16 protein-coding genes and 3 tRNA genes are annotated in these 26,156 nt (G+C 59.8%); 3 read left to right on the forward strand and 16 right to left on the reverse strand.

Annotation, left to right across the window (positions count from 1 at the left end; genetic code table 11):
• Nucleotides 1–73: 73 nt before the first annotated feature.
• On the forward strand, nucleotides 74–1,117 hold the full coding sequence (locus ACO54Z_RS03365) for a hypothetical protein (RefSeq protein ID WP_485995750.1): 1,044 nt from the start codon (nucleotides 74–76) through the stop codon (nucleotides 1,115–1,117).
• Between the two features lie 71 nt (nucleotides 1,118–1,188).
• Nucleotides 1,189–3,342, forward strand: coding sequence for a RelA/SpoT family protein (locus ACO54Z_RS03370; protein ID WP_485995751.1), 2,154 nt, complete (start codon nucleotides 1,189–1,191; stop codon nucleotides 3,340–3,342).
• Nucleotides 3,343–3,788: 446 nt separating this feature from the next.
• On the opposite strand, the gene ACO54Z_RS03375 is transcribed toward ACO54Z_RS03370, so the two are convergent.
• From ACO54Z_RS03375 to ACO54Z_RS03435, 13 genes are all read right to left on the reverse strand, one after another.
• A tRNA-His gene (locus tag ACO54Z_RS03375) sits at nucleotides 3,789–3,865 on the reverse strand.
• A 20-nt stretch (nucleotides 3,866–3,885) separates the two neighbouring features.
• Nucleotides 3,886–3,962: transfer RNA gene (locus ACO54Z_RS03380), tRNA-Arg, on the reverse strand.
• A 12-nt stretch (nucleotides 3,963–3,974) separates the two neighbouring features.
• A tRNA-Pro gene (locus tag ACO54Z_RS03385) sits at nucleotides 3,975–4,051 on the reverse strand.
• A 77-nt stretch (nucleotides 4,052–4,128) separates the two neighbouring features.
• A complete protein-coding gene (locus ACO54Z_RS03390; protein ID WP_485995752.1) occupies nucleotides 4,129–6,573 on the reverse strand; it encodes a mechanosensitive ion channel domain-containing protein in 2,445 nt (814 codons plus the stop codon).
• 60 nt (nucleotides 6,574–6,633) lie between these two features.
• Entirely contained in the window at nucleotides 6,634–7,533 is a 900-nt protein-coding gene (truB, locus tag ACO54Z_RS03395) for a tRNA pseudouridine(55) synthase TruB (protein WP_485995753.1), read from the reverse strand.
• Nucleotides 7,508–8,938, reverse strand: a complete 1,431-nt coding sequence (locus tag ACO54Z_RS03400; RefSeq protein ID WP_485995754.1) for a DUF945 family protein — start codon at nucleotides 8,936–8,938, stop codon at nucleotides 7,508–7,510. The genes truB and ACO54Z_RS03400 overlap by 26 nt, the downstream gene beginning before the upstream one ends.
• A gap of 304 nt (nucleotides 8,939–9,242) precedes the next feature.
• Nucleotides 9,243–12,308, reverse strand: a complete 3,066-nt coding sequence (locus ACO54Z_RS03405; protein ID WP_485995755.1) for an NAD-glutamate dehydrogenase domain-containing protein — start codon at nucleotides 12,306–12,308, stop codon at nucleotides 9,243–9,245.
• Nucleotides 12,309–12,477: 169 nt separating this feature from the next.
• Nucleotides 12,478–13,575 (reverse strand): 5-methylcytosine-specific restriction endonuclease system specificity protein McrC, encoded by a 1,098-nt coding sequence (gene mcrC / locus ACO54Z_RS03410; protein ID WP_485995756.1) that lies wholly within the window; start codon nucleotides 13,573–13,575, stop codon nucleotides 12,478–12,480.
• Between the two features lie 2 nt (nucleotides 13,576–13,577).
• Complete coding sequence (locus tag ACO54Z_RS03415; RefSeq protein ID WP_485995757.1) at nucleotides 13,578–15,761, reverse strand: McrB family protein; 2,184 nt, start codon at nucleotides 15,759–15,761, stop codon at nucleotides 13,578–13,580.
• 50 nt (nucleotides 15,762–15,811) lie between these two features.
• Entirely contained in the window at nucleotides 15,812–16,435 is a 624-nt protein-coding gene (locus ACO54Z_RS03420) for a GDSL-type esterase/lipase family protein (protein ID WP_485995758.1), read from the reverse strand.
• A gap of 32 nt (nucleotides 16,436–16,467) precedes the next feature.
• Nucleotides 16,468–18,141 (reverse strand): single-stranded-DNA-specific exonuclease RecJ, encoded by a 1,674-nt coding sequence (gene recJ, locus ACO54Z_RS03425; RefSeq protein WP_485995759.1) that lies wholly within the window; start codon nucleotides 18,139–18,141, stop codon nucleotides 16,468–16,470.
• Nucleotides 18,142–18,454: 313 nt separating this feature from the next.
• A complete protein-coding gene (locus tag ACO54Z_RS03430; protein WP_485995760.1) occupies nucleotides 18,455–19,765 on the reverse strand; it encodes a homoserine dehydrogenase in 1,311 nt (436 codons plus the stop codon).
• Nucleotides 19,766–19,829: 64 nt separating this feature from the next.
• A complete protein-coding gene (locus tag ACO54Z_RS03435; protein WP_485995761.1) occupies nucleotides 19,830–20,753 on the reverse strand; it encodes a mevalonate kinase family protein in 924 nt (307 codons plus the stop codon).
• A 213-nt stretch (nucleotides 20,754–20,966) separates the two neighbouring features.
• Here ACO54Z_RS03435 and ACO54Z_RS03440 point away from each other — a divergent pair, with 213 nt between their 5' ends.
• Nucleotides 20,967–21,713 carry a carbohydrate-binding family 9-like protein gene (locus ACO54Z_RS03440; RefSeq protein ID WP_485995762.1) on the forward strand — a complete coding sequence of 249 codons (747 nt, stop codon included), beginning with the start codon at nucleotides 20,967–20,969 and terminating at the stop codon, nucleotides 21,711–21,713.
• Between the two features lie 60 nt (nucleotides 21,714–21,773).
• Here ACO54Z_RS03440 and ACO54Z_RS03445 read toward each other — a convergent pair whose 3' ends face one another.
• From ACO54Z_RS03445 to ACO54Z_RS03455, 3 genes are all read right to left on the reverse strand, one after another.
• The gene (locus ACO54Z_RS03445; protein WP_298081130.1) at nucleotides 21,774–22,076 is read right to left on the reverse strand and encodes a cupin domain-containing protein; all 303 of its coding nucleotides are present in this window, start codon (nucleotides 22,074–22,076) and stop codon (nucleotides 21,774–21,776) included.
• Between the two features lie 366 nt (nucleotides 22,077–22,442).
• Entirely contained in the window at nucleotides 22,443–24,512 is a 2,070-nt protein-coding gene (mdoH, locus tag ACO54Z_RS03450) for a glucans biosynthesis glucosyltransferase MdoH (protein WP_485995763.1), read from the reverse strand.
• The gene (locus ACO54Z_RS03455) at nucleotides 24,509–26,062 is read right to left on the reverse strand and encodes an OpgD/OpgG family glucan biosynthesis protein (protein ID WP_485995764.1); all 1,554 of its coding nucleotides are present in this window, start codon (nucleotides 26,060–26,062) and stop codon (nucleotides 24,509–24,511) included. The genes mdoH and ACO54Z_RS03455 overlap by 4 nt, the downstream gene beginning before the upstream one ends.
• Between the last annotated feature and the right edge of the window lie 94 nt (nucleotides 26,063–26,156).

Genomic DNA, 26,156 nt, shown 5'->3' on the forward strand with positions numbered 1-26,156 from the left:
CGCCTTGTCTGAGACTTTCGGTGGATGGCTATAAACCCCAATAACGCGACCGCATCTAACCCCCGGCATCACCATGTTTGCACCAATCCTCACCCTTGCCATATTGATTGGCACGCTCTCCGCGCCGCACCCTGCCGACGTCGCGCTGTTGCAAAACGCGTGTGCGCCGGTCAGCGGTGCCAGCGGTTACGCCGCATTGGCGGTGACGCTGGAGGCTACGGCACCGTTACCGAGGGAAATCCCACGGATGGAGCGGGATGAAGCGGCGCCGCTCGCCGTTGCGCGAAAAAACTTGCTATTGTGGCAGGCGCTGCCTGCGGTGGAGCGTGCCGCGTTGCTGCCGGATTTGCCGCCGTTGCTGCGCTTTGCCCATTTCCGCCGCGCGGCAAGCATTGAAGATTTGCCGAAATTTACGCGCCTCTTTGCCCTGAGCGAGGTTAACGCCTTCCGCTTTGTCAGCGGCGAACAAGAAGCAGCGCTGCAATCGGCGTGTGATGTGGCGGTTATCGGGCGGCGTTTGCTCCTGAGCGACAACCTGCTGCTGGATGCCATGGTGGGCGTGGCGCTGCTTGAGCAGAACGTACGCCCGCTGGCGGCGATGCGGGCGGAGCTGCCTGCGGATGCGCCACTGCCCGCAACGTGCGACGAATTGCAGCCACTGGCAAACGTGCAACTGGCGCTGGCGGCGCAGATGTATGGTGAGTGGCGCTTTTTCATGTCGGGCGAGGCGGAGGCGGTTGGCGACTGGATGACGGTCGCCTATTCCTTCGTACTGCGGCATCTGCCCCGCTATTCCATTCGCGGCTTTACCCGCTACGCCGCGCCGGAAGTATTGACAGCGGTCGCACGCGGCGAAGTGGCCGTGCCGCCCCGGCATCCCGTGTTTGATTTCTGCGCACCACGCGACGGATTGTGCAGGCTCACAACCATGGACGACTACCAGGCGCGCCTGTTGAACGTGAACCGCTATCTCGCCGCTTTTGCCACTCTGCGTGACCCGGTGCATTTGCCGAAAGGGATGCGCCGCGATGGCGCATTTCTGTATCTGGAGCTGCTGCCAACGCAGCGAGGCGTGCAGACGCTGGTCTTGCCACTACCGGGCAGTCAGGCGCGTTGAAAGCGCTATACTTCACACCTTGAATATGACTCGCTACTCTGCAAGCAAACCAATCGCCCGGAAAACCACGAATGAACACCGCCACCCACCCCGCCTGGCTCACCGCCGCCCAGGAACACTACACCGACACCGCCGCGCGCGAGCTCATTGCCGCCGCGTGGGAACTCGCCTCCCGCACCCCGACCCCGCCGGACGAACGCAGCCAGATGCTGCTTGACCTCCTGCTCGACCTGCGCGGCGATGCCAGCCTGCTTGCCGCCGGACTGCTCGTCGCGCCGTGGCGGAAAAAGCATCTCGACGCCGAAGCGCTCGCCGAAAGCCCCTGCAAGGCCGTCACCCCGCTGTTGCAAGCGCTGGACGACCTCTCCCTCATCGACCACCTGCACGAGCAGGAGCAAAGCGACCTTGAGCGCCTGCGCAAAATGCTGTTGGCGATGGCGAGCGATATGCGCGCCGTTATCTTGAAACTCGCGCTGCAAGTCGTGCTGATGCGCCACATGAACCAGTACAGCGCCGCCGAGCAACAGCGTCTCGCCCTGCAAACCCGCGACCTGCTGGCGCCGCTGGCGAACCGTCTCGGCATCGCCCAGCTCAAATGGGAGCTGGAAGACCGCGCGCTGCGCACCCTTGAACCGGATATTTATCAGGAAATATCGGGCGAACTCGAAGGCAAGCGCGTTGATCGCGAGCGCTACATCGCCCGCATCATCGACCTCTTGCGCTACCGCCTCACCGACGCGGGCGTCACCGTCAAACGCCTCTATGGTCGCGTCAAACACATCAACAGCATCTACCTGAAAATGAAGCGCAAAGGCCTGCGCTTCGAGCAGTTGAACGACATTCGCGCGGTGCGCGTCGAAGTGGAGACCGAAGCCGACTGCTACCACACCCTGTCGGTGGTGAACGAACTGTGGCAGCCCATCGCCGAAGAATTTGACGACTACATCGCCCACCCCAAGGCGAACGGCTACCAGTCGCTGCACACCTCGCTCATCGGCCCGGAAAACCGCGTCATCGAAGTGCAAATCCGCACCAGCAAAATGCACGAACACGCCGAGCTTGGCGTTGCCGCGCACTGGCTCTACAAAGAAAAAGGCATCCGCCACAGCAAACAGTTCGAGCAGCAAATCGAATGGCTGCGGCGGATGATCGAAAGCGGCGACCACAACCGGGGCGACGTCGTCTTTGACCAGTTCAAAAACGAAGCCTTCCGCGACCGCGTTTACGCCGTCTCGCCGCAAGGCCGCGTCGTCGATTTGCCCGAAGGCGCGACGCCGCTCGACTTCGCCTACCACATCCACACCCAGCTCGGCCACTGCTGCCGGGGCGCCAAAGTAAACGGGCAAATCGTGCCGCTGACCACCGCGCTGAAAAACGGCGACAGCGTCGAAATCCTCACCCAAAAAGAAGCCAACCCCAGCCGCGACTGGCTCAACGACCACCTCGGCTACCTGCAAAGCGCGCGCGCCAAAGCCAAAGTACGCAGCTACTTCAAAAAACTGGAAAAAGAAAAAAGCGTCCAGGCCGGACAAGAAATGTTGGAGCGCGAAAGCCGCCGCTTCGGCATCACCCCGGACAACAAACTGCTGAACGACCTCGCGCAACACTTCAACACCCACAGCATCACCGACCTCTACGCAGGCATCGGCTTCGGCGACATCGGCGTCTTGAGCGTTATCCACGAACTCTCGCTGCGCCAACAAAAAAACGCCGAACAACCGACGCTGGACGAACGTCTCGCCCGCATCCCGGTGAAAGCGCCACGCAAACAAAGCCGGCAAAACATCGACGTCGCCGGCGTGGACAACCTGCTGGTGAACTTCGCCACCTGCTGCCAGCCGGTGCCGCCGGTGCCAATACGCGGCTTCATCAGCCAGGGGCGGGGGGTGAACATCCACCGCGCCGACTGCCCCAACCTGCAACACCTCGCCAAGGCGCACCCGGCGCGCATCATGGACGTGCACTGGAACGAAAACGCGGGCGGGCAGTTCGCGGTGGACATCGCGATAGAGGCCTTCGACCGCCCGCACCTGCTGCGCGACGTCAGTCAAATACTCGCCAACGAAAAAATTCCCATCCTTGACATCAAAATGCAACAGGACGACCGTAACCGCATCTACGGCAGCTTCAGCCTGGAAATCACCGACATGGAGCAGCTCTCGCGCGTCATTGACCGCATCGCGCAAGTCAAAGACATCGCGAGCGTCAGACGGGTGCAGAAATAACCCCATAACACAATGGATGGCCAAATCTTTACAGACACCAACCCGCCTGCGGAATTTGAATTGATATAGCCATCCACCGAAAGCCTCATACGGTGTTGCGCCGCTTCGCCGTACAACCGCGTACTGTCTTCAGCGGCGCGCCTTGTCTGAAACTTTCGGTGAACGGCTATAAATACGGGGCGGTTTAGTGGGGCGAACTTTGATTTTATAGCCATCCACCGAAAGTTTCAGACAAGGCGCGTCGCCGAAGACAGTACGCTTTTGTACGGCGAGGCGACGCAACACAGTATGAGGCTTTCGGTGGATGGCTATATAGTCTGGATGTCCCACAGATTGCGTGGGATACAATGGGACGCGGCGGGATGATATGGCAATCCGCAAAACAAAAAACCGCCGTAAATACAGCGGTTTTTTTGGGAGATACGAGACGCTATGGTAAAGCGTGATGGGGTGGATGATGGGAATCGAACCCACGACCTCCGGAATCACAATCCGGCGCTCTAACCATCTGAGCTACACCCACCATTGAAAAGAAATCCTGCTTGGCGCACCCGACAGGACTCGAACCTGTAACCTACGGCTTAGAAGGCCGTTGCTCTATCCGGTTGAGCTACGGGCACGTTTCGGGTTGCTGGTCGGAGTAGAGGGATTTGAACCCCCGACCCCCTGGTCCCAAACCAGATGCGCTACCAGACTGCGCTATACTCCGCCAAAGGATGAGGCGCGCATTTTAGTGAGCGCCTCCGGTGCCGTCAAGCGGTTTTCGTGGTTTTTCTGCGCGCGTGTTTAATCCGGCAAATTGGCGATATCGTCCTTGTTCTCGACATGGAATGCTTCCGCCGGTTTTTCTGGGACGGTGGCGGTATGGCGCGTTTTTTCTTCGGCGCGGTGGCGTATATGCAATGGCGGTGCGTTGCCGTCCTTGTCCTGGCCAAAATAGATTTCCATATGCGGGAATGGCATTTCAATGCCCGCCGCATCGAAATAGATTTTCACCAGACGGTTATAGGCGCGACCAACCACCCATTGGTCGCCCGGCGTGGTTTTGATGGAAACGCGCAGCATCACCGCGCTATCTGCCAATTGCGATACGCCCTGAATGTTAATCGGCTCCAGAATGTAGCGCTTCATGTCGCCCTTGACCAGTTCGTTGAATGCCGCACGTAATTGTTCCATCGCTTCGTCGATATTTTCGCGGTAGGCAATGCCGTATTCGGCGATATGGTTGGCGTGGCCGCGCATATAATTAGAAACGCGGGTGACGTTGGAAAAGGGAATCAAGTGATAGGTGCCGGAGCTGTCGCGGATGCCAACCGAGCGGATGCCAACGTGTTCGGCGCGGCCGGTAATGCCATCGACGGTGACAATATCACCGGTGTTAATCGCGTTTTCAATCTGGAAAAATATCCCGGTAATAACATCTTTTACCAATGTTTGCGCGCCGAAACCGACCGCCAAACCGAATACCCCGGCACCGGCAATCAGCGGGCCAATGTTGATACCGATTTCGGTAAGAATCATGATAACGGTGCTGGTAAATATCACCACCGCCCAGGCGCTGCGAAAGAGCGACAACAGCGTTTGTGTGCGCACGCTTGGCGCGACACCGATTTCCGCGCTCAAATAGCGTTCGATGAAGACCACCGACACCAGCCACATCATGATGGCGACCAGCAGGATAATAAAGATATTCCAGAATTTTCCCATTAACAGCATTCCGCGCGGCGATGCTGCCCAGGCATCCAAATCAATGACTTCCCAGGCACCGAGCAGGTTGAAAAAGACCAGCCAGATGAGGATAAAGCGCAACAGGCGCAATGCAAGCGGTACATAGAAATTCAGCCGTCGCTCAATGCCCGGCAAACGTCGTGCTGTTTCCGGAGAAAAGCGAATGGTGCGGTGAATGTATTGCGTCATCAGCGCGGATAATAGCAAGCCGCTGCCGACCCAAAGAATGGTATAAGAAGTCGCGCGCAAGACAAACGGCAATTCTTTTTCACCGCTGAGCAGGTTCAGAATGAGCAGCATGAAGAAATAGGCAATTGCCAGCAAATGCCAAATGGAGGCAAAGATACGCAATGCGCCGGCATAAATGACGCTATTGGTTTCTTCCGCATAATGGCGTAATGCTAACCGCACCGCACTGCGCTGGCGAATAACGACCACCATGCCGTAAATAAAAGCGGTCAGTGCCAATAGTGCGGAAAAGACCATGCCCAATGATGGCGACAAATTGATTTTAATCAGCGGGAATGCCACCAGATAGCCATAGCCCAGCAAATGCAGCAAATTGGCAAACCAGCGGTTCCAATAGGCGGCGACATTATCGGTGCAAGGCAGAAGGCGTAATCCCGGATAGCGCGGATAGAAAACGGTACGGATACCAATCTTCAATAATTCAATGGAAACAAAAGCGCGCATAAAAAAGGCCGCCTGCGTACTCAACACGCCGCCTTCGCCGACGACAAACAGCGCGACGACGTTGCCGAATACCAGCGACAGCAGCAATACCAGGCCGTCAAACAGCGCCACGCCAACCACGCCAATCAGCCGCCGCACCAGCGGCGCCAGGCGTCCCTCGCGCAGCGCCCGCTCCTGCAAGCGCCGCTTGACCGGGCGGCTCGCCAACTGTAACCCGCGCAAAAACAACAGGGTAGCGCCGATAATCAGCGCCAGATTAAGCGTCGCCTGCGCGAAGGTATCGAAATTGACGGTGCGCAGCATCACGTCGCGCCCGGAAAACGCGCCGACCAGCGCATCCCAACTGTCGCTGATGCGCGTGCCGACCTCGCGCAGCACCTGCACGCCCGCCTCGGCCACCTTTTTCGGCCACGCCGCCGCCGAAACCACCGCCGCGCGCGCGTTTTCCGCCACCGATTTCAGCGCCTCCGCCTCGGCCTGTTTCTCGTCCTTGGGCGCATCACCCTTGTCCGGCGCGGCTTCCTCCGCTTTTGCCGCATCATCGCCGGCAGGCGTGTCGTCCGCCGCTGCGGCGGGCGCCTCTGCCTTGTCCTTGCCGTCCGCCGCCGGGGTTTCCGCCTTTGTGGCGGCTTTCTCCGGCGCGTTCAACTGCCGCAGTTGCGCAATCAGCGCCTTGCGCTGCGCCGGATTTTCCAGCACATCCGCCAGCGCGGCGAGCGCCGCGTTGTCATCCGCCTTCGCCGCCTCATTTCCCGCCGCGAAAGCCGTCACCCCAAACAATACCAGTAAAAAAAGGCAGAAACGCCGCATGGTCTTCTCCTGTCAAAAGCCGTTTACATACACAATAGCGGGAAACGTGTATGTATAAATCTATGCCTGCGCCAGCGCGCACAGGCGCAGCGGGAATAGCCGCCCGTCGCGCCCCTCGCCGACACCGAAAAACTGCGCGCCGTCGTACAGCGCCACCTCGCCGCGTGGGGCGTCGCAGGCGATGTCGTTGCCGTTGCGGATAAAGCGCAGCTTCTCCGGCGGCACCACCACGCGCGGCAAATGGGCGACGCAGCAATCGAGCGGCAACAGCACCGCCTGCAACGCAGCGACGTCGCCCGCTTCCTGCCAGCCGCGCAGCATCGCCAGCGGTGTCATCGAGTGCAGTCCGGCGACTTCCATCCGCCGCAACGCGCGCGTATGCCCGGCGCTGCCGAGTGCCGCCGCCATGTCGCGCAGCAGGCTGCGGATGTACGTCCCCTTGCCACAGCGCACGAAAAAGCGCGCGCTGTCGCCGTTCACACCGAGCAAACGCAATTCGTGAATGACCACTTCGCGCGCTTCCAACTGCGGCAATTCGCCGCGCCGTGCCAGCGCGTAGGCGCGTTCGCCGCCGACTTTCAACGCGGAAAAGGCGGGCGGCACCTGCCGCTGCACCCCGCTGAACCGCGCGCACAGCGCCGCCCAGTCCACCGCATCCAGCAGCGGCGGCGCGGCTTCGCGAATAACCGTGCCGGTGCCGTCGCCGGTGTCTGTCTCCGCGCCGAAAGCGAGCGTCGCCTCGTAGGCCTTGTCGCCATCGAGAAAATAGCGGCCAAACTTGCTCGCCTCGCCAAACAGCACCGGCAACAGCCCGGTGGCGAACGGGTCGAGCGTGCCGCCATGCCCCGCCTTCTCCGCCTGATAGAGCCAGCGCGCCTGCTGCAATGCCTGATTGCTGCTGATACTGGCGGGTTTGTCGAGCAGGAGTACGCCGTCAATTTTTTTGCGTTTGCGCGTCATGGTTGTGGTCACCGCGTATGAATGCAGTCAATGCGTTGAAAAACGTCTGCGCTTCGGCGGCATCATGGGATTGGCCGTTAACCAGAAGATGCGCATCCTGAATGCTGATATCGAGTGCGTAGCCTTTGTCATCCGCAATGATTGCCGGATTGCCGGTAATAAATTTCAGCGGAATAATGCTGGTCTTGGGGTTATCGGTAAACCATTCCTTGTTGGCGCGGAAAGTCAGAGTGCTGCCCTGGAAAGTGGATATTATGGATTTGGCATTATCCATTTTCAGGTTATCAAGTGTCTTTTTGTCTTTAATATGCTCGGCAATCTGGATGCCAAAATGAATATTTTTATCACCGCTATCCATAGAAAGTTGATATTTTGCGATGAGGTCGCGCATCAACAAATCCTGATAGAGCCGCAATCCCAATCCCATGACCATAAGATCCGGTTTGTTGTTCGTGTCGTCAATGCTGTCTATAAATACCGTCAGCGCCTTGATGGTATCTTCACTCACATTGTGCAGCGATACCTTTGCTTCAAGGTGATCGGGAATAAGCGGGAATTGTTCGGCCAGCCGCGATTTTAATTTGCCGTCAATGGTAAAGTGAGCATCAAAATGCCCCAGCAAATCGTAACTTTCGCCTTCCTGCGCTATGCCCAAAATCACCGAACTGTCATGAAAAACGGTATCTGCGGTGCCATCGGGGTTGGTCATGCGCGCGCCGGCAAAATGAATCTTGGCATTGGCCCGTGTTTTTTTGCCACCCACTGTAATGTTGCCCAAGGTCATTTGCGGTTTTTCCAGGATAAACTCACTCTTGTTGGCAAACTGCGCGTGGATTTTGTCCACAGAAAGCGAGAGCTTATTATCCTGCACATCCAGTTGGAATTGCCAGGGCAGTAGGGTCAAGGTGTCGTCATGGCCACCATTGAAAGTGGCATCCCAGTGCATATTGCGCGGAAATGTTTTTTCCGCACCACTGATCACAATTGTGCCGCCCTGGAAAAACACTTTGCCATTTTGTTGTGGCGGCAGCGTTTGTGTCCATAGCAATTGCCGTTTCCAATTAACACGCGAATCGCCCTCCGGCCAGGATTTGTCTTCATCCACGATACGGATACGGGCAAGATCCTGTCCGGTTTTTATCAATGGTGCATGAGTAATGACGAGTAAATAGCGGGAAGAATCTTTTTCCATATCCACGCGCAATGTCGCCGTGGATGTCGCATAGCCACGCTGATAATCCTCCAACGTCAATTTGATGTCCGAAAATTCCGGTATTTCCAGCGGGGCAACGCCTTGTTGTACTTTGCTCCGCAATTCTTGCTCAACCAGGATTCCGGTCAGCCACGGCGACGCCGCGAATCCGCCGAGCAGCAAAATCATGGCGGCTATCAACCCTTTTTTCATGATGTAAACTCCGTAGAAAAACAGCGCGCATTTTAGCGAAGCCGCCACGACCGCGCCGCAGGTTTGTGTGACGTCCCGACCTGCCCCGCTTTGCGAGGCGCCGAATGGCAAACTGCCCTGAATCCCGTGCGAGGCACCGCTTCGCCATACTGGACTTTGTGAGGATGGCCATACATGAATCGGTGCCCGCATCTATTAACCCCAACCCTCCCCCAAGGAGGAGGGGGCATATCGGTGGATGGCTACAAAGCACGCGCATAAAGAAACCCGCCATCAGGCGGGTTTCTTTCGTATGAACAGAGAGTTATTGGAACATTCCCTGCGCGGCGAGGCGGGCGACGGTTTCCTGCCACTGTTGTTCGAGGCTGGTGTCGTCTTTGGCTTCAAGGCAGGCTTTCAGTGCTTCCAAATGCAGCGGCAGGGTGGCGATGCGTTCGGCGAGCGCTTCCGGCAGGCCGAAGTTTTGCCAGGCCGCCTTGTCGCGCGGGCGGCTTTGCCCGTGCTGGTAGTGCGTGGTCGATAGCAGCGCGGTGATGCGGTGTTGCAGGGGGGTAATCGCTGCTTCGAGGTCGTCATAACTGCCGCCGTGGCGGGCGAGGGTTTCGATGCTGCGCTCCAGGTGGTCGCGGATGCGCAGTTGCAGTTCGTCTTGCAGGGTGGCGGGGACGCGGTTGTCCTGGGTTTCCAGCTCGCGCCAGAGGGCGTCCGCGCCGCTCACTTCGCGCGCGATGGTGTAGTGATTCACCAGCGCCGGGATGCTGCCGCTCGTTTGGCTGGCGCGCCAGGTGCCGGCGATGCCGAGGCGGTTTACCAGGTCATTGGTCATCCAGGTACTGGTGATTTCGCGGTGCAGGCGGTGCGTGCCCATGTATTTGCCGTATTTTTCGGCGAGTTGCGCCGGGAAGTAGTGGCGCAGGTTTCGTTGGTGGTACGGCGCATCCGGCAAGGGGGATTCCAGCAGGTGGTCGTAGAGCCACATTTTGGTGTAGGCGAGCAGTACGGCCAGTTCGGGCGCGGTGAGGTTGTCGCTGGCGTCGCGGCGTTTGCCGAGGCTGGCGTCGTCCGGCAGGTTTTCGATGGCGCGGTCGAGGCGTTCTTCGGCTTCGAGCTGCTGCATCAGGCGGGCGTAGTCGTCGAGGTTTTCGCGGCGGGAGAGGGCGAGGCTGATGGTTTGCGGCTGGAGGTAGTTCTGCCGCAGGACGTGCGCGGCGACGCTGTCGGTCATCTCATGTAGCAGCGTGTTGCGCGCGGCGTGGTCGAGTTCGCCTGCCTCAATCGCCTGATTCAGCAGGATTTTAATGTTGACTTCGTGGTCGGAGCAGTTGACGCCGCCGGAGTTGTCGATGGCGTCGGTGTTGAGGCGGACGCCGTTTTGTGCGGCTTCGATGCGGCCGCGCTGGGTCATGCCGAGGTTGCCGCCTTCGCCGATGATTTTCGCGCGCACGTCGCGCCCGTTGATGCGCAGCGCGTCGTTGGCGCGGTCGCCGACTTGGGCGTTGGTCTCGTCGCTTGCCTTGATGTAGGTGCCGATACCGCCGTTCCAGATGAGGTCAACCGGTGCTTTCAGCAGGCGGCTGATGAGTTCGGTCGGCGTCAGGCGGTCTTCGCTGATGTCAAACGCCGCCTTCATTTCCGGGGTGATGGCGATGTTTTTGTCGCTGCGGGCGAAGACGCCGCCGCCTTTGCTGATGAGGGCGGCGTTGTAGTCCGCCCAAGTGGAGCGCGGCAGGCGGAACAGCCGTTCGCGTTCGGCAAGGCTCGTCGCCGGGTCGGGGTTGGGGTCGATGAAGATGTGCAGGTGGTTGAAGGCGGCGAGCAGTTTGGTGTTTGCCGAGAGCAGCATGCCGTTGCCGAAGACGTCGCCGCTCATGTCGCCGATGCCGACGGCGGTGAAGGTGTCGTCTTTCTGGATGTTTTTGCCGAGCAGGCGGAAGTGGCGCTTCACCGATTCCCACGCGCCGCGCGCGGTGATGCCGATGCCTTTGTGGTCGTAGCCTGCCGAGCCGCCGGAGGCGAAGGCGTCGCCGAGCCAGAAGTGGTATTCGGCGGCGATGCTGTTGGCGATGTCGGAGAATTTGGCGGTGCCTTTGTCGGCGGCGACGACGAGATAGGGGTCGTCTTCGCCGTGGCGGACGGTGTCGGCGGGCGGGACGATTTTGCCATCGACGAGGTTGTCGGTGAGGTCAAGCAGGCCACGGATGAAGGTGCGGTAGCAGTTTTTGCCCGCCTCCAGATAGGCGTCGCGGTCGGCGGGCGGGTTTTTGACGACGAAGCCGCCTTTGGAGCCGACCGGGACGATGATGGCGTTTTTCACCATTTGCGCCTTGACAAGGCCGAGGACTTCGGTGCGGAAGTCGCCGTGGCGGTCCGACCAGCGCAGGCCGCCGCGTGCCACTTTGCCGCCGCGCAAATGCACACCTTCGACTTCGGGTGAGTAAACCCAGATTTCGTAGAGTGGTTTCGGTTTGGGCAGGTTGGGGATGTCGCGCGCGGCGAATTTGAAGGAAAGGCGGTTTTTCGGGCGACCGTCGGCGTCTTTTTGGTAGTAGTTGGTGCGCACCAAGGCGTTTAAGAGGTCAAGGTACCAGCGCAGGATGGCTTCGTGTTCGCCGCTTTTGACTTGTTGCAGTTGGTTTTGCAGTTCGGCCAGCGCGGCAGCGGCGCGGTTGGCATCATTGTTGCCCGGCTGCATTTTCGCGTGGAAGGCGTCAATGAAGGCGAGGGTGGCGTCGGGGTTGTTGGTGAGCGCGGCGCGGATTTGTTCGTAATTGTAGGGCGCGCCCGCCTGTATCAGGTATTTGCCGAGCGCGCGCAATACGGCGATTTCGCGGATGTCGCAACCGTGCGCGCTGACGTAGCCGTTGAGGTCGTCGTCTTCACTCGCACCTGTCCAGACGCTGATGAAGGCTTTGACGATGTTGTCAAAATGGCTGTCCGGGGCGTCACCCGGCTGGAAGTCGTTAAGTGCGCTGTCGATGTCGTAGCGTTGCAGCCAGTAGTTGTCGCCGAGGCTGTAGTCGTGCAGGGCGAGCGCAGGCAGGGCGAGGTTTTTCAGGATTTGGGCGACAGTCGGGAAGTAGGCGGCTTTGTCATCTTTGCCGTAGATGCAGAGGCGCAGGCCGTCTTCTCCCTCATCGTCGTGCCAGAGTTGTACGGCAAGCGGTTTGGTCTCATCAAGGCTGGCGAGCAGTTTGGTATCGGTCACGCCCTGCTGCGGCGTGTTTTCTTCGCGGTAGGCGAAGCTGAGGATGTCGTCAAAGCGGGCGAGTGCTTCTTTGCCTGCGGCTTTCAGTTGTTGGTGATACTGCGTGTTCCATTCGGCAAATGCTTGCAGTCGTGCGTCGATGCCGGTTTTTTGGCTTTTTCCCATGTTGCTGCTCCCGTGTTTTTTCAAGCGATAGCGGTTTTAACCTTGGGTGAATTTTAGCATGGCAGCGTTGTTTTTTGTGGACGGGAAAACGGTTTCGCGCAGTTTTCACCGTGAAATGCACAGCGGCGCAGCAGGCAGGGCACACCGCAAGGCATGAATAATAAATTGATTATTCAGCAATAACTTGCAATAACCGCTGGCGGATTTCGCGGGCAGAAGCACTTAAATCCACCGTGGCAAAGCGGATTTTGTGTCCCTGAATCACCGCCGTCTCGTCCACGTTGTACCCGGTTGCCGGATGCAGCAACAACCCGGCGGCGTTATCGGCAAGCGCACCATTGCCTTCCTGCGAGCGCAGATAGGCATAAATCTGGTAAATATAATGACTGCGTAGCGATTCCTTGCCGTGTCTGCCATTGCTCAAAACCGCATTAAATTTGGTGTCTATAATTAGGCAGTACGGCGCCGCCCGGTTTTCCAAAATAATATCAGTCTGCATCGCGGGAAATAGCTGCTTCATATTGTCGCTGGCTTGTGCTATTTGCCACTTTAACCATTTACCGGCTTCAACCCGCCAGCACGCCTTATCCAGCGTAACTTCATAAAACCCGGCAATAGCCTTTTCATACAAGCGGCGCATCCAGACAATATTCCGCTCTAGTATGGGCAGGGATTTATGCCCTGCCATTTCCGTCGGCAATGCCAGATTAAATGCCAAATGCGCCGCATCCACCATCGGGCGGTCGCCCGCATCGTGCCTGGCAAACACATCGGCCGCCATTTCATGCCGTCCGGGGCAATCGCCGCTAACGCCAAGGCGTTGCAATCCGGCTGCCAGTGAACGGCAACGGTGCGCTAACGTTTTGTCCTCCACTATTTTGGCGATTTCTGCCAATGCGGCACGCACATAGCGGTTTCTGGCGGTATTTACCGTTAATTCCGCAAAAACACAGGCAATCTTGCCGCGTGCCAATAAACGCCGCTGTTCGGTTTTTAGCAAGTCAATATGCCCCCGCAGCCGCGACAAAATATCCTGCCGCGTTTGATAGCCATAGCTCAAATTACGGCGTAAGCGGTATTCAACGCGGTGGCAAAGGATTTTTGCCACCAAGTCGGGAATCTCATCAGGCGTGTCTTCAATGGCGCGCCTGTCCAATGCAAGCTCACGGTACAAGTCTGAAGCATAAAGCATCAGTAGCCAAAGATTACGCACCGGAATGGCGCCGATATAGCCAACATCAGCTATTTTTTCGGATTCAGTCAGCACGCTTAGAATCCTTCTAACAAGGCTATTTTTGCCGCTTCTATTTTATCTGGCGCATCAAACCAATATTCTTCCAGCAAGGGTACAATCTCATTGGTGACAACGTGACGGAACCATTCCTTGCCATTATCAATATTTGCGTTGCGTGGCGGGGTAATATAACTATGCCCTATCTGGAATTGCGCGCCTAAATTCTTGTCGTTTTTGATGGTCTCATTAAGTTGTAATATGCGTTGTTCAATAACCGATAGCAGTTCAGTATCTATTCTGCATTTAGTATGCACCCAGTTACACCACTTATCCCCCAAAACCGGTTGCAGATTGATAAAGGCAAAACGGCGGCGCAGCGCCAAATCTACCAGCGCCAGCGAGCGGTCGGCGATATTCATGGTGCCGATGACATAGAGGTTGGCCGGAATATAGACCCGTTCATCATCTGTGCGGCGGTAAGTAAGTTCCAGTGCTTCATCGGGGGTTCGTTTATCCGCTTCCAGCAAGGTTAGCATTTCACCAAAAATTTGCGCCGGATTGCCGCGGTTAATCTCCTCAATCACGACAACGTATTTATTGTTGGCATTCTCTTTTTTCTTGGCAATGTTGATCATTTCCAGAAATGGGCCATCTACCAATTGCAGTGTCCCCTTGCCTTCCTTATCGCCTACTGGCCGCCAGCCGCGGATAAAATCTTCATAAGAAAGATTGGGATGGAATTGCACCGCACGGATACGCTCCTTCGCCTCTTGCCCCATTAGGGCATAAGCGAGCCGCTTTGCCAGCCAGGTTTTTCCTGTACCGGGCGGACCTTGCAAGATAATATTCTTCTTACGTTGCAGTTGGTCGCGTATTTGCCGGATTGTGGCAATTTCCAGAAAACAGCCATCTGTAATAATATCGTCGATGGTATAGGTGCGCGCCTGCGCTGTTTCGGCAGCGGCTTTTGCGGTCGCATCATTATCGTCATTTGTATCGCCAACAAAGTTCCAAGCAGCTAATGAAAGTTCGGGGAAGGAATGGACAGGATATGTATCTTCCTGGAAGTGATTACGCAAGGCATCTAACAGGGTAAGGTAATTTGCCGCACTACAACAATGTTTGGCAGTATCCATATCAATCTGCATATCCAGCACTTTATCTATATAAAGACGCGATTGTCCGTCCAAGGTTGGGAAAAACCAGGGGCGCGCCCAGAACAAGCCCATGCTCAGATTCCATTTGACGTTTTTGCGTGTAATGGCTTTATCATAAGCCGCCATAAAGGCCAGCCTGCTTTCATCGTCATCGTTATCTGCAAAAGCAAGCGCGCAGGCAAAAACTTCCCAAAGGGTATCTATGTCATCCGGGTTACGGTGTTCATCATAGGCAAAAAACCAGGAATTTTGGTTATTTAATAAAGGTACGCCATCAAAGGTAATGGGTATATCTTCTGTTACACCCAAGAATTGGGCAAGCTCAGCCGCAACTTCTTTGCGGTTTTCATCTGTCAATTTGCGGTTAAAGATACCCATCACGGTAAAAGGACAAATGTCTTTTAATGGGCCTTTACTGCCATCCTTGAAGTTGTCCTGCAAATGCGACATGCCTTTGACTTTAGCGGCAATGTCATGGATATTGGCAATAAGTTCTTCACGGCGGTGTCTGAATGCAAGCAATTTATCAGCAATTGCTTCGTAGAAATTGGTCCACTTAAAGCGCGTTTGCGCTGCGGCTTTGTCGCCAAAGCGGTCACGCCAATAGGGTGCGTTGCGGAAACGGTCAATATCTTGTGCTTTTCCAGAGAAGGTAAAATCAATAAGCGCCTCTTTTTCCCATTCATCTGGTGAAACGCGCCAAATCATTTTCATCACGGTGTAAAAATACCATTCGCGCGGCGGGTTTACCGCTTCCCAGCGTACTTTCAAGGTGCGACCATCTCCCGGATTTTCGGTAATCACGCCAATGGCTTTAATCGCCATAATGGAAACGCTTTTTCCACGGTTATCAAAAGGCAGGCCGTGTTTGCGCGTATAAGAGGCTTTTATCGCAATGCGTTCTCCCGGCCGGGCGGATTTCACCAGTTCCAGATATTTGTCGGGATAGCCATTTTCCCAGATGCCTTCCTGCAGGAAGCGGGGCGATTGGTCATCATTGCCATAAGTGGCACCAACAAACCAGCAGATTTCGGAGGTGTTTTCTTCGGGATGGATATTCATGGTTAGTCCTTAAGTAATACGGACAAGAAAGTGAAGGTTAAAGTGTAGGTTTATTTCAGCCAGCCGTTTTTTTTCAGCCAGGCGGCAAAGTCGCGGGTGAAGGCTTCGTATCCGGCGGCGTTGGGGTGTACCTGGTCGGATTTGAGCGCGTCGTTGCCGAGGATTTTTGACCAGCCGTCGGCGTAGTAGGGGATGTTTTCCGCCTGGGCGAGGTCGGCGTAGAGTTTGTGGTCGCCGGGGTAGCCCAGCGCCGCGCCGACACCGACGCCCGGCACGCCGACGAGGATGGTTTCTGCGCCAGCCGTTTTGCAGGCCTGGATGATGGCGCGGATGTTGGCGCGGGTTTCGTTTTCCGGCAGGCGGCGGAGGAAGTCGTTGCCGCCGATGCTGATGATGACCAGGCGCGGCGCGTGCGCGCGCAGCAGTTCCGGCAGGCGGGCAAGCGCTTGTGCGCTGGTGTCGCCGCTGATGCCGCCGTTGGTGATGTTCCAGCCGCTGATGGCGGCGAGGCGGGCGGGGTAGGATTCGGACGGATTCGCGCCCTGGCCGTAGGTGAGCGAGTCGCCAAGGGCGAGAACGGCGCTGCCGCGCGGTAGGGCGGCGTGTTTGGCGGTTTTTTTGCCGCAGGCGGCAAGTGCGGCGGCGGCGAGGAGGAGGAATAGGCGGCGGTTCATAGCTCTTGTGTGCGATGGGGGTGGCAGGGGATTTATAGCGGCTGTGCGTGCTGGACGAGGAGGCTCAGGCGTTCGTCGCCGTAGAAGCGGTTTACTTGTAGCTCGTAGGCGATGCGCAGGCGGGTGCCGGGGCGGTAGTCGGCGGTGTGAAAGAACCACGAGGCGCTGTAGGTGTTGCCGCTGTGCATTTCGCGCAGGACGAGGCGGGTGTGTGCGCTGCCAAGCAGGCGGCAGTCCAGCACTTCAAAGGGGTTGGCGAATACTGGCACGGGCAGCGCCGCGCCCCAGGGTTCGAGTTGTTCGAGGTAGCGCGCCCAGTCGAGGTTCAAGAGTGCGGCAGGCAGTTCGCCGTCAATGTACACGGGTTCGGGCGGGATGGTCGCGCCGTAGGTGTCGAGGAAGGCGCGGTTGATGGCGTCGATCAGCGCCGGGTAGTGTTCGCGTTTGACGCTGAGGCCGGCGGCAGCGGCGTGGCCGCCGTAGCGCAGGGTGTCTGTGGGCAGGTGGCGGGCGGCGGTGTGCAGCAGTTCGTGCAGGGGTACGGCGCTGACGGAGCGCAGTGAGGCCTTGATCCAGCCGTTTTCGCCGCTGTCGGTGGCGACCAGTGCCGGGCGGGCGAAGCGGCTTTTGAGACGGGCGGCGATGATGCCGATGATGCCTTCGTGCCAGCCGGGGTTGTAGGCGGCGGCCAGCGGCAGTACGGGCGAGATTTGTTGTGCGGCTTCTTGGACGGCTTCGTTTTCCAGCGCTTTGCGGTCGCGGTTTTTTTCGTCGCTTTCTTGGGCGTAGTCTTGTGCGGTTTGCCAGTCTTCGGCGAGCAGCAGCGCGACGCCGTCGCTCATGTCGCCGAGGCGGCCGAGGGCATTCAAGCGCGGCGCGACTGTATAGGCGATGTCTTGTGCGCCGAGGTGGGTGGGGTTTTGGTTGGCCACTGCCAGCAGGGCGCGGATGCCGGTGTTGCCCTGGCCGCTACGGATGCGGGCGAGGCCGTGGTTGACGAGGATGCGGTTGTTGTAGTCGAGCGGGACGAGGTCGGCGATGGTGCCAAGGGCGACGAGGTCGAGGTGGTCGGTGAGGCGCAGGTGTTCCGGCCAGCGGCCTTGTGCGCGCAGGTGTTGGCGCAGCGCGAGGAGGAGGTAGAAGGCGACGCCGACGCCGGCGAGGTTTTTGCCGGGGAAGGTGCTGTCGTGGCGGTTGGGGTTCACGATGGCGATGGCGTCGGGCAGGGTGTCGCCGGGGAGGTGGTGGTCGGTAATCAGGGTGTCGATGCCGCGCGCGCGGGCGGCGGCGACGGCTTCGTGGCTGCTGGTGCCGTTATCGACGGTGAGGATGAGTCCGGGCGTGCGTGGCAGCGCGGCGAGTCCGGCGAGGCTGAAGCCGTAGCCGTGGGCGCTGCGGTTGGGGATGAACCAGTCCACGTTGGCACCGAGTTGGCGCAGGACGCGCACGGTGAGGGCGGTGGCGGTGGCACCATCGACGTCGTAGTCGCCGTAAACGAGGACGGGTTCGCCGGTGGCAAGGGCGCGGTCAAGGCGGGCGAGGGCAGGGGCGATGTCGGGCAGGTTGTCCGGCGGCAGCAGGTGTTGCAGGCGTTTTTCGATTTCGTCGTGGCTGGCAAGGCGGCTGGCGTAGATGTTTTTGACCAGCGGGTGCCAGTCAGCAGGCAGGGTGGCGGCGTTGATGCGCGCAGGGCGGGGGGTGATCACGGGGTGTTGGTGTGTGCGGATGCTGTGGGGCAGAGCGGGATGGTTTATAGCCATCCACCGAAAGTTTCAGACAAGGCGCGCCGCTGAAGGCAGTACGCGGTTGTACGGCGAAGCGGCGCAACACCGTATGAGGCTTTCGGTGGATGGCTATACATACACCAAGAGCGCTCAGGTGTATGTAGATGGTTTGGGGTTGGCGAATCGGTAGCGAGGTATGCGGATTAACCCCACCCCAGCCCTCCCCCACAGGGGGAGGGAGCCGTCCGGTGGTTTTCGGGCTTTTGCTTCCGGTACAGGCAGGGGCGCTCGGTGTTTATTCGATGTTTTCGACGCGGATGCGTTTGACGGCGCCGGAGACGGCAGGCAGCGCGGCGAGTTGTTCGCAGGCGCGGTTCATTTGTGCTTCGCTGACGGTTTCGGTGAGCAGTACCAGCGGGATGTGGTCGTTGTGTTTGCGGTGGTTTTTCTGGCTGACGGAGTTGATGGAGATGTGGTTGTCGGCCAGTATTCGCGTGATGTCCGCCAGTACTCCCGCGCGGTCTTCGACGGTGAGGCGCAGGTAGTAGGCGCTGTGGTAGGCGTCGGCGGGCAGTACCGGCAGGCTGTTGCGGTCGTGCACTTCGCTGTAGCCAAATTCGGCGAGGCGGTCTTCGCCCTTGAGGTTGAGTTCGCGCACGACGTCGATGAGGTCGGCGACGACTGCCGAGGCGGTCGGCAGTTTGCCCGCGCCGGGGCCGTAGTAGAGGCTGTTGCCGACGGCGTTGCCTTGTACTTGCACCGCGTTCATCACGCCGTTGACGCTGGCTATCAGCGCGTTTTGCGGGACGAGAGTGGGATGGACGCGGATTTCGACGCCGTTGTCGCGGCGCACGGCAAGCCCCAGGTGTTTGATGCTGTAGCCGAGTTCGGCAGCGTCCTGGATGTCGTCCGGGGTGAGTGAATCTATGCCTTCGATGTAAACGCTGTCGAACTGGAGCGGGATGCCGAAGGCGAGCGAGGCGAGGATGGTGATTTTGTGGGCGGCGTCGGTGCCGTTGATGTCAAACGACGGGTCGGCTTCGGCGTAGCCCAAGGCTTGCGCTTCTTTGAGGACGTCGGCGAAGTCGCGGCCTTTTTGTGCCATTTCGGTGAGGATGTAGTTGCTGGTGCCGTTGATGATGCCGGCAACGCGCTTGACTTCGTTGCCGCTCATGCCTTCGCGCAGTACTTTGATGACGGGGATACCGCCGGCGACGGCGGCCTCGAAGGTGAGTTCCAGTCCTTTTTCGCGCGCCAGGGCGAAGAGGGCGTCGCCGTGTTTGGCGATGAGTGCCTTGTTGGCGGTGATGACGTGCTTGCCGTGCGTGAGCGCGGTTTCTATCAGTTCGCGCGCCGGGTGTTCGCCGCCGGCGAGTTCGATGATGATGTCAATCGCCGGGTCGCGGGCGAGTGCCATCGCGTCGGTGGTGCAGCTGAAGGGCAGGGCGGCGGTGTCGGTGTTGCCCCAGTTGCGACGGGCGACGCTTTTGACGTGCAGGTGGTAGCCGCAACGGCGCTCGATTTCGCGCGCGTTTTTGTGCAGGACTTCGACGACTCCCTGTCCGACGGTTCCGTATCCGATGATGCCGATGGCGACGTTTTTCACTGGTTTTCCTGTGGGTTGGTTAAGGTTATGAAAGGCGGCAAGTATAGTGTGGCGGCAAGGGCTGTCAATACGGGCAGGGGCGGTGTTCGAGGCGCACGCCGTCGCGGGCGATGGCAACCGGCTGGTGTTGCGCGGGCGGCTGGTCGGCCAGTGCGAGGATGCAGTCGCCGAGGCCGCTGCCGCTGATTTTTACCGCGTGGGCGTGCGGGCGGGCGGCGGCGAGGTGGGCGGCCTGGGTGTCGTCGCAGACGCCGAGGGCGTTCAGCAGTTCCTGGTAGTCGTTGAGGCTCTGGTAGTAGTCCGCCCAGTCGCCGCGTGTGGCGGCGGCGATGCTGCGCGCGCTGCCCGCGCCCATGCGGTCGTAGAGGTGCTGGTAGTAGTCGGGGTCGATGGCGGCGTGGGCGGCGATGCGGGCGAGGACTTCGGCGGTCGGGGTTTTGTAGCCCGCGTAGCGCAGGCTGAGGCCGGTGGGCGGTGCGGGTAGTGGTTCGATGCGGGTGAAGGGGCGGTTCTGGTAGGCGATGAGGCCACCGGCGAGCGAGGCGGCGAGGTCGGCGCCGCTGCCGCGTTGTTGGACGGTGAGGATGGTGCGGTAGGCGGCGCGGTGCAGCGCGAGCAGGTCGGGGTTTTGGCCGCGCAGGCGGTAGAGCAGGGCGGTGATGGCGGCGGTGACGGCAGCGGAGCTGCCGAGGCCGAGGGTGGGGTCAATGTCGCTGTCGATGGTGAGGTTGAGGCCGCCTGCGGGCGGGGTTTGGCGCAGTGCGGCGATGATGTAGCGCAGTTTGGGGTGGTCGGTGAGGTGGGCGAGGTCGGTGCGGTGTTCGCCGAGGGCGCTCTGGATGTGGATTTGCCGGTCGGTGCGCGGGGTGAGGTGGATGCGGACGCGCTGGTCGATGGCGCAGACGATGGCAGGCGCGCCGTAAACGACGGCGTGTTCGCCGGTAATCATGATGCTGCCGGGGGCGCTGGCGGTCAGGGTTTGGGTCATGGTTGCTCCGTGCGGGGGTGAGGCGGGAATTGTAGCGGATGTTGTGTAGCGCGGCGAAAGGGGCGGTGGCGTTATATAGCCATCCACCGGAAGCCTCATACTGTGTTGCGTCGCCTCGCCGTACAAATGCGTACTGTCTTCGGCGACGCGCCTTGTCTGAAACTTTCGGTGAACGGCTATAATCGGCTTCCTTTCTTTTGTCAGGAGTGTTTTATGTTCTGCAAGTCTGCTGTTGCCGCCGCGTTGGCGGGTTTGGCCGTGGTTGCGGTTGCCGCGCCGTCACCGGTGCTCAGTCCGAATTTCGGCATGGCGCAATATGATGTGGTCAGGCGCGAGGGCAAGGTCGCGCTGGATGGCAAGGTCGATGAGGCGGTGTGGGTGGAGGTGCCTGCGCTTGCCGGGGCGTTTCATTTTCCCTGGGCGCCGCAGGAGGCGCCAGCAACGGTGTTCCGTGCTTTCAGCGATGGCGAGGATTTTTATTTTTCGTTCGTGGTCAAGGACAAGCAGGTGCTGGCGGCGGAGCAATGGCAGGATGAAAGCACGGTTGATGGCGAGGATCGGGTCGAGTTGTTCTTCGCCGGTGCGCCGGTCGATCGCCCCGGCGAGAATGGCATGGAGCGTTATTATGCGATTGAGGTCGATGCGAAGGGGCGGGTGCATGATTATGCCATCGCCTATTACCGCCAGTTTGACAGCGACTGGGCGCTCACTGGGCTGGAGTCGAAGGCGGTGCTGACCGGCGATGGCTATAGTGTCGAGGGCAAGATTCCGCTGAAGGTCTTGCAGGATTTGCATTTGCTGCGCGACGGTCTGATGCGCACCGGTGTGTTCCGTGCGGAGTTTTCGCCGTCCGGTGGCACGGAGCCGCGCGCGGAGTGGATTTCCTGGGTCAATCCGAATACGCCGCAGCCGGATTTTCACGTTGATAGTGCGTTTGGCGTGTTCCGCTTTTTGCCGTGAGTACGTCAGACATCAAAAAACCGGGTGTTGAACCCGGTTTTTTTGTGCGCGCGGCGGCAGTCAGGCGGGCGCGGCAGCGAGGTTTTTGATGGCGATGATGTGGGTGTTGTCGGCGGTGGCGCGGATGCTGTGGCTTTGCCACGGCTCAAGGGTGATGATGCGGTCGGGTGTCATCGCCGCGCTTTCGCCGTTGCTGCGGATTTCCGCGCTGCCGCTCAGGGTAATGAGGACGATGGCTGCGCCGTTCTGGTAGGGCGGGATTTCGTTGCCCGCGCGCAGGCGCAGCTCAACGATTTCTTTTTGGGCGTCGCTGGCGAGGATGCCGCCCAGCGGGCCGCTGTGGTGCAAGAGCAAGGTTTGCATGGTTTCTGGTTTGGTTGGGGTTTTCGGTGTGGTGGTCTGTGTTTTTTATGGTTCAAGGTGGTTGGGGGCGTTTGCGTCGTTTTGAATGCGGTCGCTGCACGAATGGTTTGCTGCCCCCTCCCCGACTTTCTCGCACTTCGCGTGAGCTGTACCAGTCCCCCATGGGGAAGGGGGCAGGTTTTAGGGCGTGTTTACAATTCGGCGGATAAGCCTCTCTCTCTGAGAGAGGGGGTGAGGTGAGGGCAGCAAACAATTGAAAAATTGAAATTTCGGCGCATCAATAATATTGCTCACCCCCTCCCCAACCCTCCCCCGCTGCGGGCTTCGCCCTGCGGGGGAGGGGGATTTTTCAATTGTAAACAGCTCTTAGTCTGGCAGGTTGAGCAGCAGTTCGATCAGTTCGGGCGAGCCGGCGACGTGCAGCAGCTCTTGCGGGTTGAGGTATTTCAGCGCCTCGGCGTAGTGCGCCGCTTCTTGCAGTTTGGCTTTGGCGGTGATGTGCAGCAGCCGCTCTTTGGTGTTTTGCGGGGCGTCGAGGTCGAGCGCGGCGATGTGCTGCGCGGCGAGGTCGCGGTTGCGCCCCAGTTCGGTGATGCGCTGGTTGCGGCAGGCGGCAAAGGGGGCGCTGTCGGCGGCGGCTGTGGTTTCAATCGCAGGCGGCGTGATTTCTTCGGGGATGAGCAGTACCCGCTTTTTCGCCAGCCATTTGCCAAGGCCGATGTTGCCGCTGTGGCGCGACAGCCACGGCGAGAGGAAGAGGCCGATGATGATGGGCGAGAGCCAGATGATTTGGTTCGGCGCCTGCCAGATGAGGCCGGCGAGCATGATGGCGGCGATGATGACGTAGATGAGGTTGCGCTTGAGCGCGTCTTTCCACGGCATCAGCGCACCGGCGCGGTTTTGTGTGCGCCAGCCGCTGTCGCGGCCAAGGAAGATGTCGATAACGTGGCGGGTCTGGATGAGCATCAGCAGCGGCGCGTAGAGGGTGGAGACGATGAGCTCCACGATGAAGCCTTTGCAGACGGTGAGGCCGCCGCCGAAGGCACGCCGCTTTTTGTTGGAGAGCATGATGCGCAGCCAGCCGACGAATTTGGGCAACAGCAGCAGGCTGATGGCGGCGAAGAAGAGCCAGAGCATCCGCTCGGGGTCGAAGGTCGGCCAGTCGGGGAAGAGTTGGCGCGCGCTGGTGAAGTATTGGGGTTTGGTGAACAGGGTTTGCGCGGTGATGCCGGTGCCGACGATGAGCATGGTCAGCCAGATGGGGCTCATGATGTAGCTGGCGATGCCGATAAGGAAGTGGATGCGACTCGGCCAGCGCAGGCCTTTGGCGCCGATGATGCCGAGGTGTTGCATGTTGCCCTGCGCCCAGCGGCGTTCGCGGCCGACGAGGTCGTCCAGCGTTGGCGGCAGGCCTTCGTAGCTGCCGCCGAGGTCGGGGTCCATGCGCACGTTCCAGCCCGCGCGGCGCAAGAGGGCGGCTTCGACGAAGTCGTGGCTCATGATGTGGCCGCCGATGGGGTTGCGCCCGCGCAGGATGGGCAGGCCGCAGCTTTCGGCGAAGGCGTGGACGCGGATGATGGCGTTGTGTCCCCAGTAGTTGCCGTCTTCGCCCTGCCAGGCGGCGACGCCACGGGCGACGATGGGGCCGTAGAGGGCGCCCGCGAACTGGATGGCGCGCGCCAGCAGGGATTCGCCGCCGATGAGGCGCGGCATGGTTTGCAAGAGGCCGAGGCGCGGTTCGGCGTCCATGCGTGCGACCATTTCGACGAGGGTGTCGGCGTCCATCAGGCTGTCGGCGTCAAGCATGACCATGTAGGCGTAGCGGCCGCCCCAGCGGCGCACGAAGTTTTCGACGTTGCCGGATTTGCGGCCAACGTTTTGCGCGCGGCGGCGGTACCAGACGGGGATGGGCGAGCGTTCGCGCAGGATGTGCAATGCCCGCGTTTCGCCGAGCCAGGCGTCGGGTTTTTGTGTGTCGGAGATGATGAAGATTTCGCAGCGCGCCGCAATGGCGGTTTGGCTGATTTGTTGTGCCATTGCCAAGAGTGCGGCGTGGGTCATCGCCGGGTCTTCGCCGTAAACGGGCATGACCAGCGCCACTTTGCCGCCGTCCGGGTCAAGCGCGGCCTTGTGGCGGCGCAGCGGCAGGAAGCCGGCGAGGCAGGCGGTGGTGGAGAAGGCGACCCAGTAGAAGGTGAGCGCGAAGAAGACGAGCAGGATGTATTGCAGCAGGGTGCTGCGTCCGTCGCCAAAGGCCTTGAGCATATGCCAACTGCCGAGGGTACCGATGGCGAGTGCGCCGCCAAAGGCGATGAGGCGGGCAAGGTGGGTGCGCAGCGGGGTGTACACCGGCGGGCGTCCGGGCGCCTTGCGCAGCGACTGGACGCGCATATTCAGCGGCGCGGCAGGCGGGACGGCGGGAAGGTTGGCGCTCATAAGGGTACCCAGCGGTAGTACCAGCTTTCGGTAACGGGGACGTCTTTGCCGTCGGTGAGGCGCAGTTGCAGCTCGGCCATGGTGTTGTTTTTCGGGCGGTAGTCGAAGGCGGCGCGCAGTTTGCCCGCTTCCGGCAGACGGACGAGGTGGGCGCCGCTGATTTCGCCGACGCTGGCGTTGGTGCTGAGTTTGAGCGTGTCCGGGTCAAGCGGGGTGGTGCCTTCGGGCATGGTGAAGTCCACGGTGAAGGTGAACAGTTCGGGGTTGTTCACCGCCGCACCGCTGCGGGTGCCGCTGATGCGGGCGCGACCGGAGAATTCGGGGCCGGTTTGCGACCAGGTGAGGTCGTAGGCGAAGTCGTGCCGTTGTCCGGCCTTGAGCGGCTCTGCCGGGCTCCAGAAGGCAATGATGTTGTCGTTGAATTCGTTGGTCACGGGGATTTCAACGAGCGAGACGCTGCCCTTGTTCCAGTTGCCGCGCGGTGTGACCCAGGCGGAGGGGCGCTTGTCGTAGCGTGCTTCGGCGTCCTGGAAGTTGTCGAAGGCGCGCGCGCGTTGCAGCAGGCCGAAGCCTTTGGGGTTGTCGTCAATGAAGGCGGAGAATTGCAGCGTCTGCGGGTTGCACAGCGGACGCCACAGGCGGGCTTCCGCACCGGTGTAGATGGCAAGGCCGTCGTTGTCATGCACCGCGTTGCGGTAATCGTTAATCGCCGCGCGGCGGCTGGGGCTGAAAAAGTACATCGAAGTCAGCGGCGCGATGCCGTAGTGTTCGATGTCCTTGCGCGGGAAGAGGCTGGATTTGATGAGGAAGACGGTTTCCGCGCCGGGGATGATTTCCATCGCGTAGGCGCCGGTGAGCGAGGCGCTTTCCAGCAGCGCTTCGAGGCGGATGCTGCGGTCGTCCGCGCCGGGCTGGTAAATCCAGAATTGGGTGAAGCGCGGAAATTCTTCGCCGTTGGGGCCGCCGGTACCCAGCGCCAGGCCGCGTGCGGAGAGGCCGTAGAGGGTGTCGCGGGCGATGGCTCGGAAGTAGCTGGCGCCCTGGAACACGGCAAATTCGTCCAGGTAATCGGGCGAGTTGATGGGATAGCGCAGGCGGAAGCCTGACCAGCCTAGTCCCTGGCGCATTTCGTCGCTGAAGTCGAGTTTGCTGGCGTCAAACTGGTTCGGGTCGTAGTCAAACAGGGTCGGGTCAAAGGCGATTTCTTCGGCCTTGCCGTTCTTGACGAGGGAGATGCGCACCCGCTCTTTGAAGAAGTGGCCGGGCGGCAGCAGGTCAAGCCCGAACTGGGATTTGCCGGCCTGGATGGGGTCGGCGCTGCGGCGGAAGCGGATGCCGCGGTATTGGTCGTAACTGAGGTCGGCGTAGGCACCGGCGAGTTTGAAGAGGTCCGGTTTGTCCGGGCTTTGCGCGCGCTCCTGCGCGAGGGTGATGACGCGGCCAAAGCTGTGGGTATCGGCTTCGGCTTGTGGCGCGTTTTCCTGGGCAAAGGCTGTTTTGGTCAGGGCAGCGGCGCTGATGACGCCTGCCATGAAGTCCCGTCTGTTCATGTTGGTTGCTCGTGATGTGTGTGGTTTGAGGTTTTCGGGGCGCGAGAGTATAGCATGATTGGCGGATGGTAATCTGCCGCCGCGCGTGTACTGG

The organism is Cardiobacterium sp. (assembly GCF_057314735.1).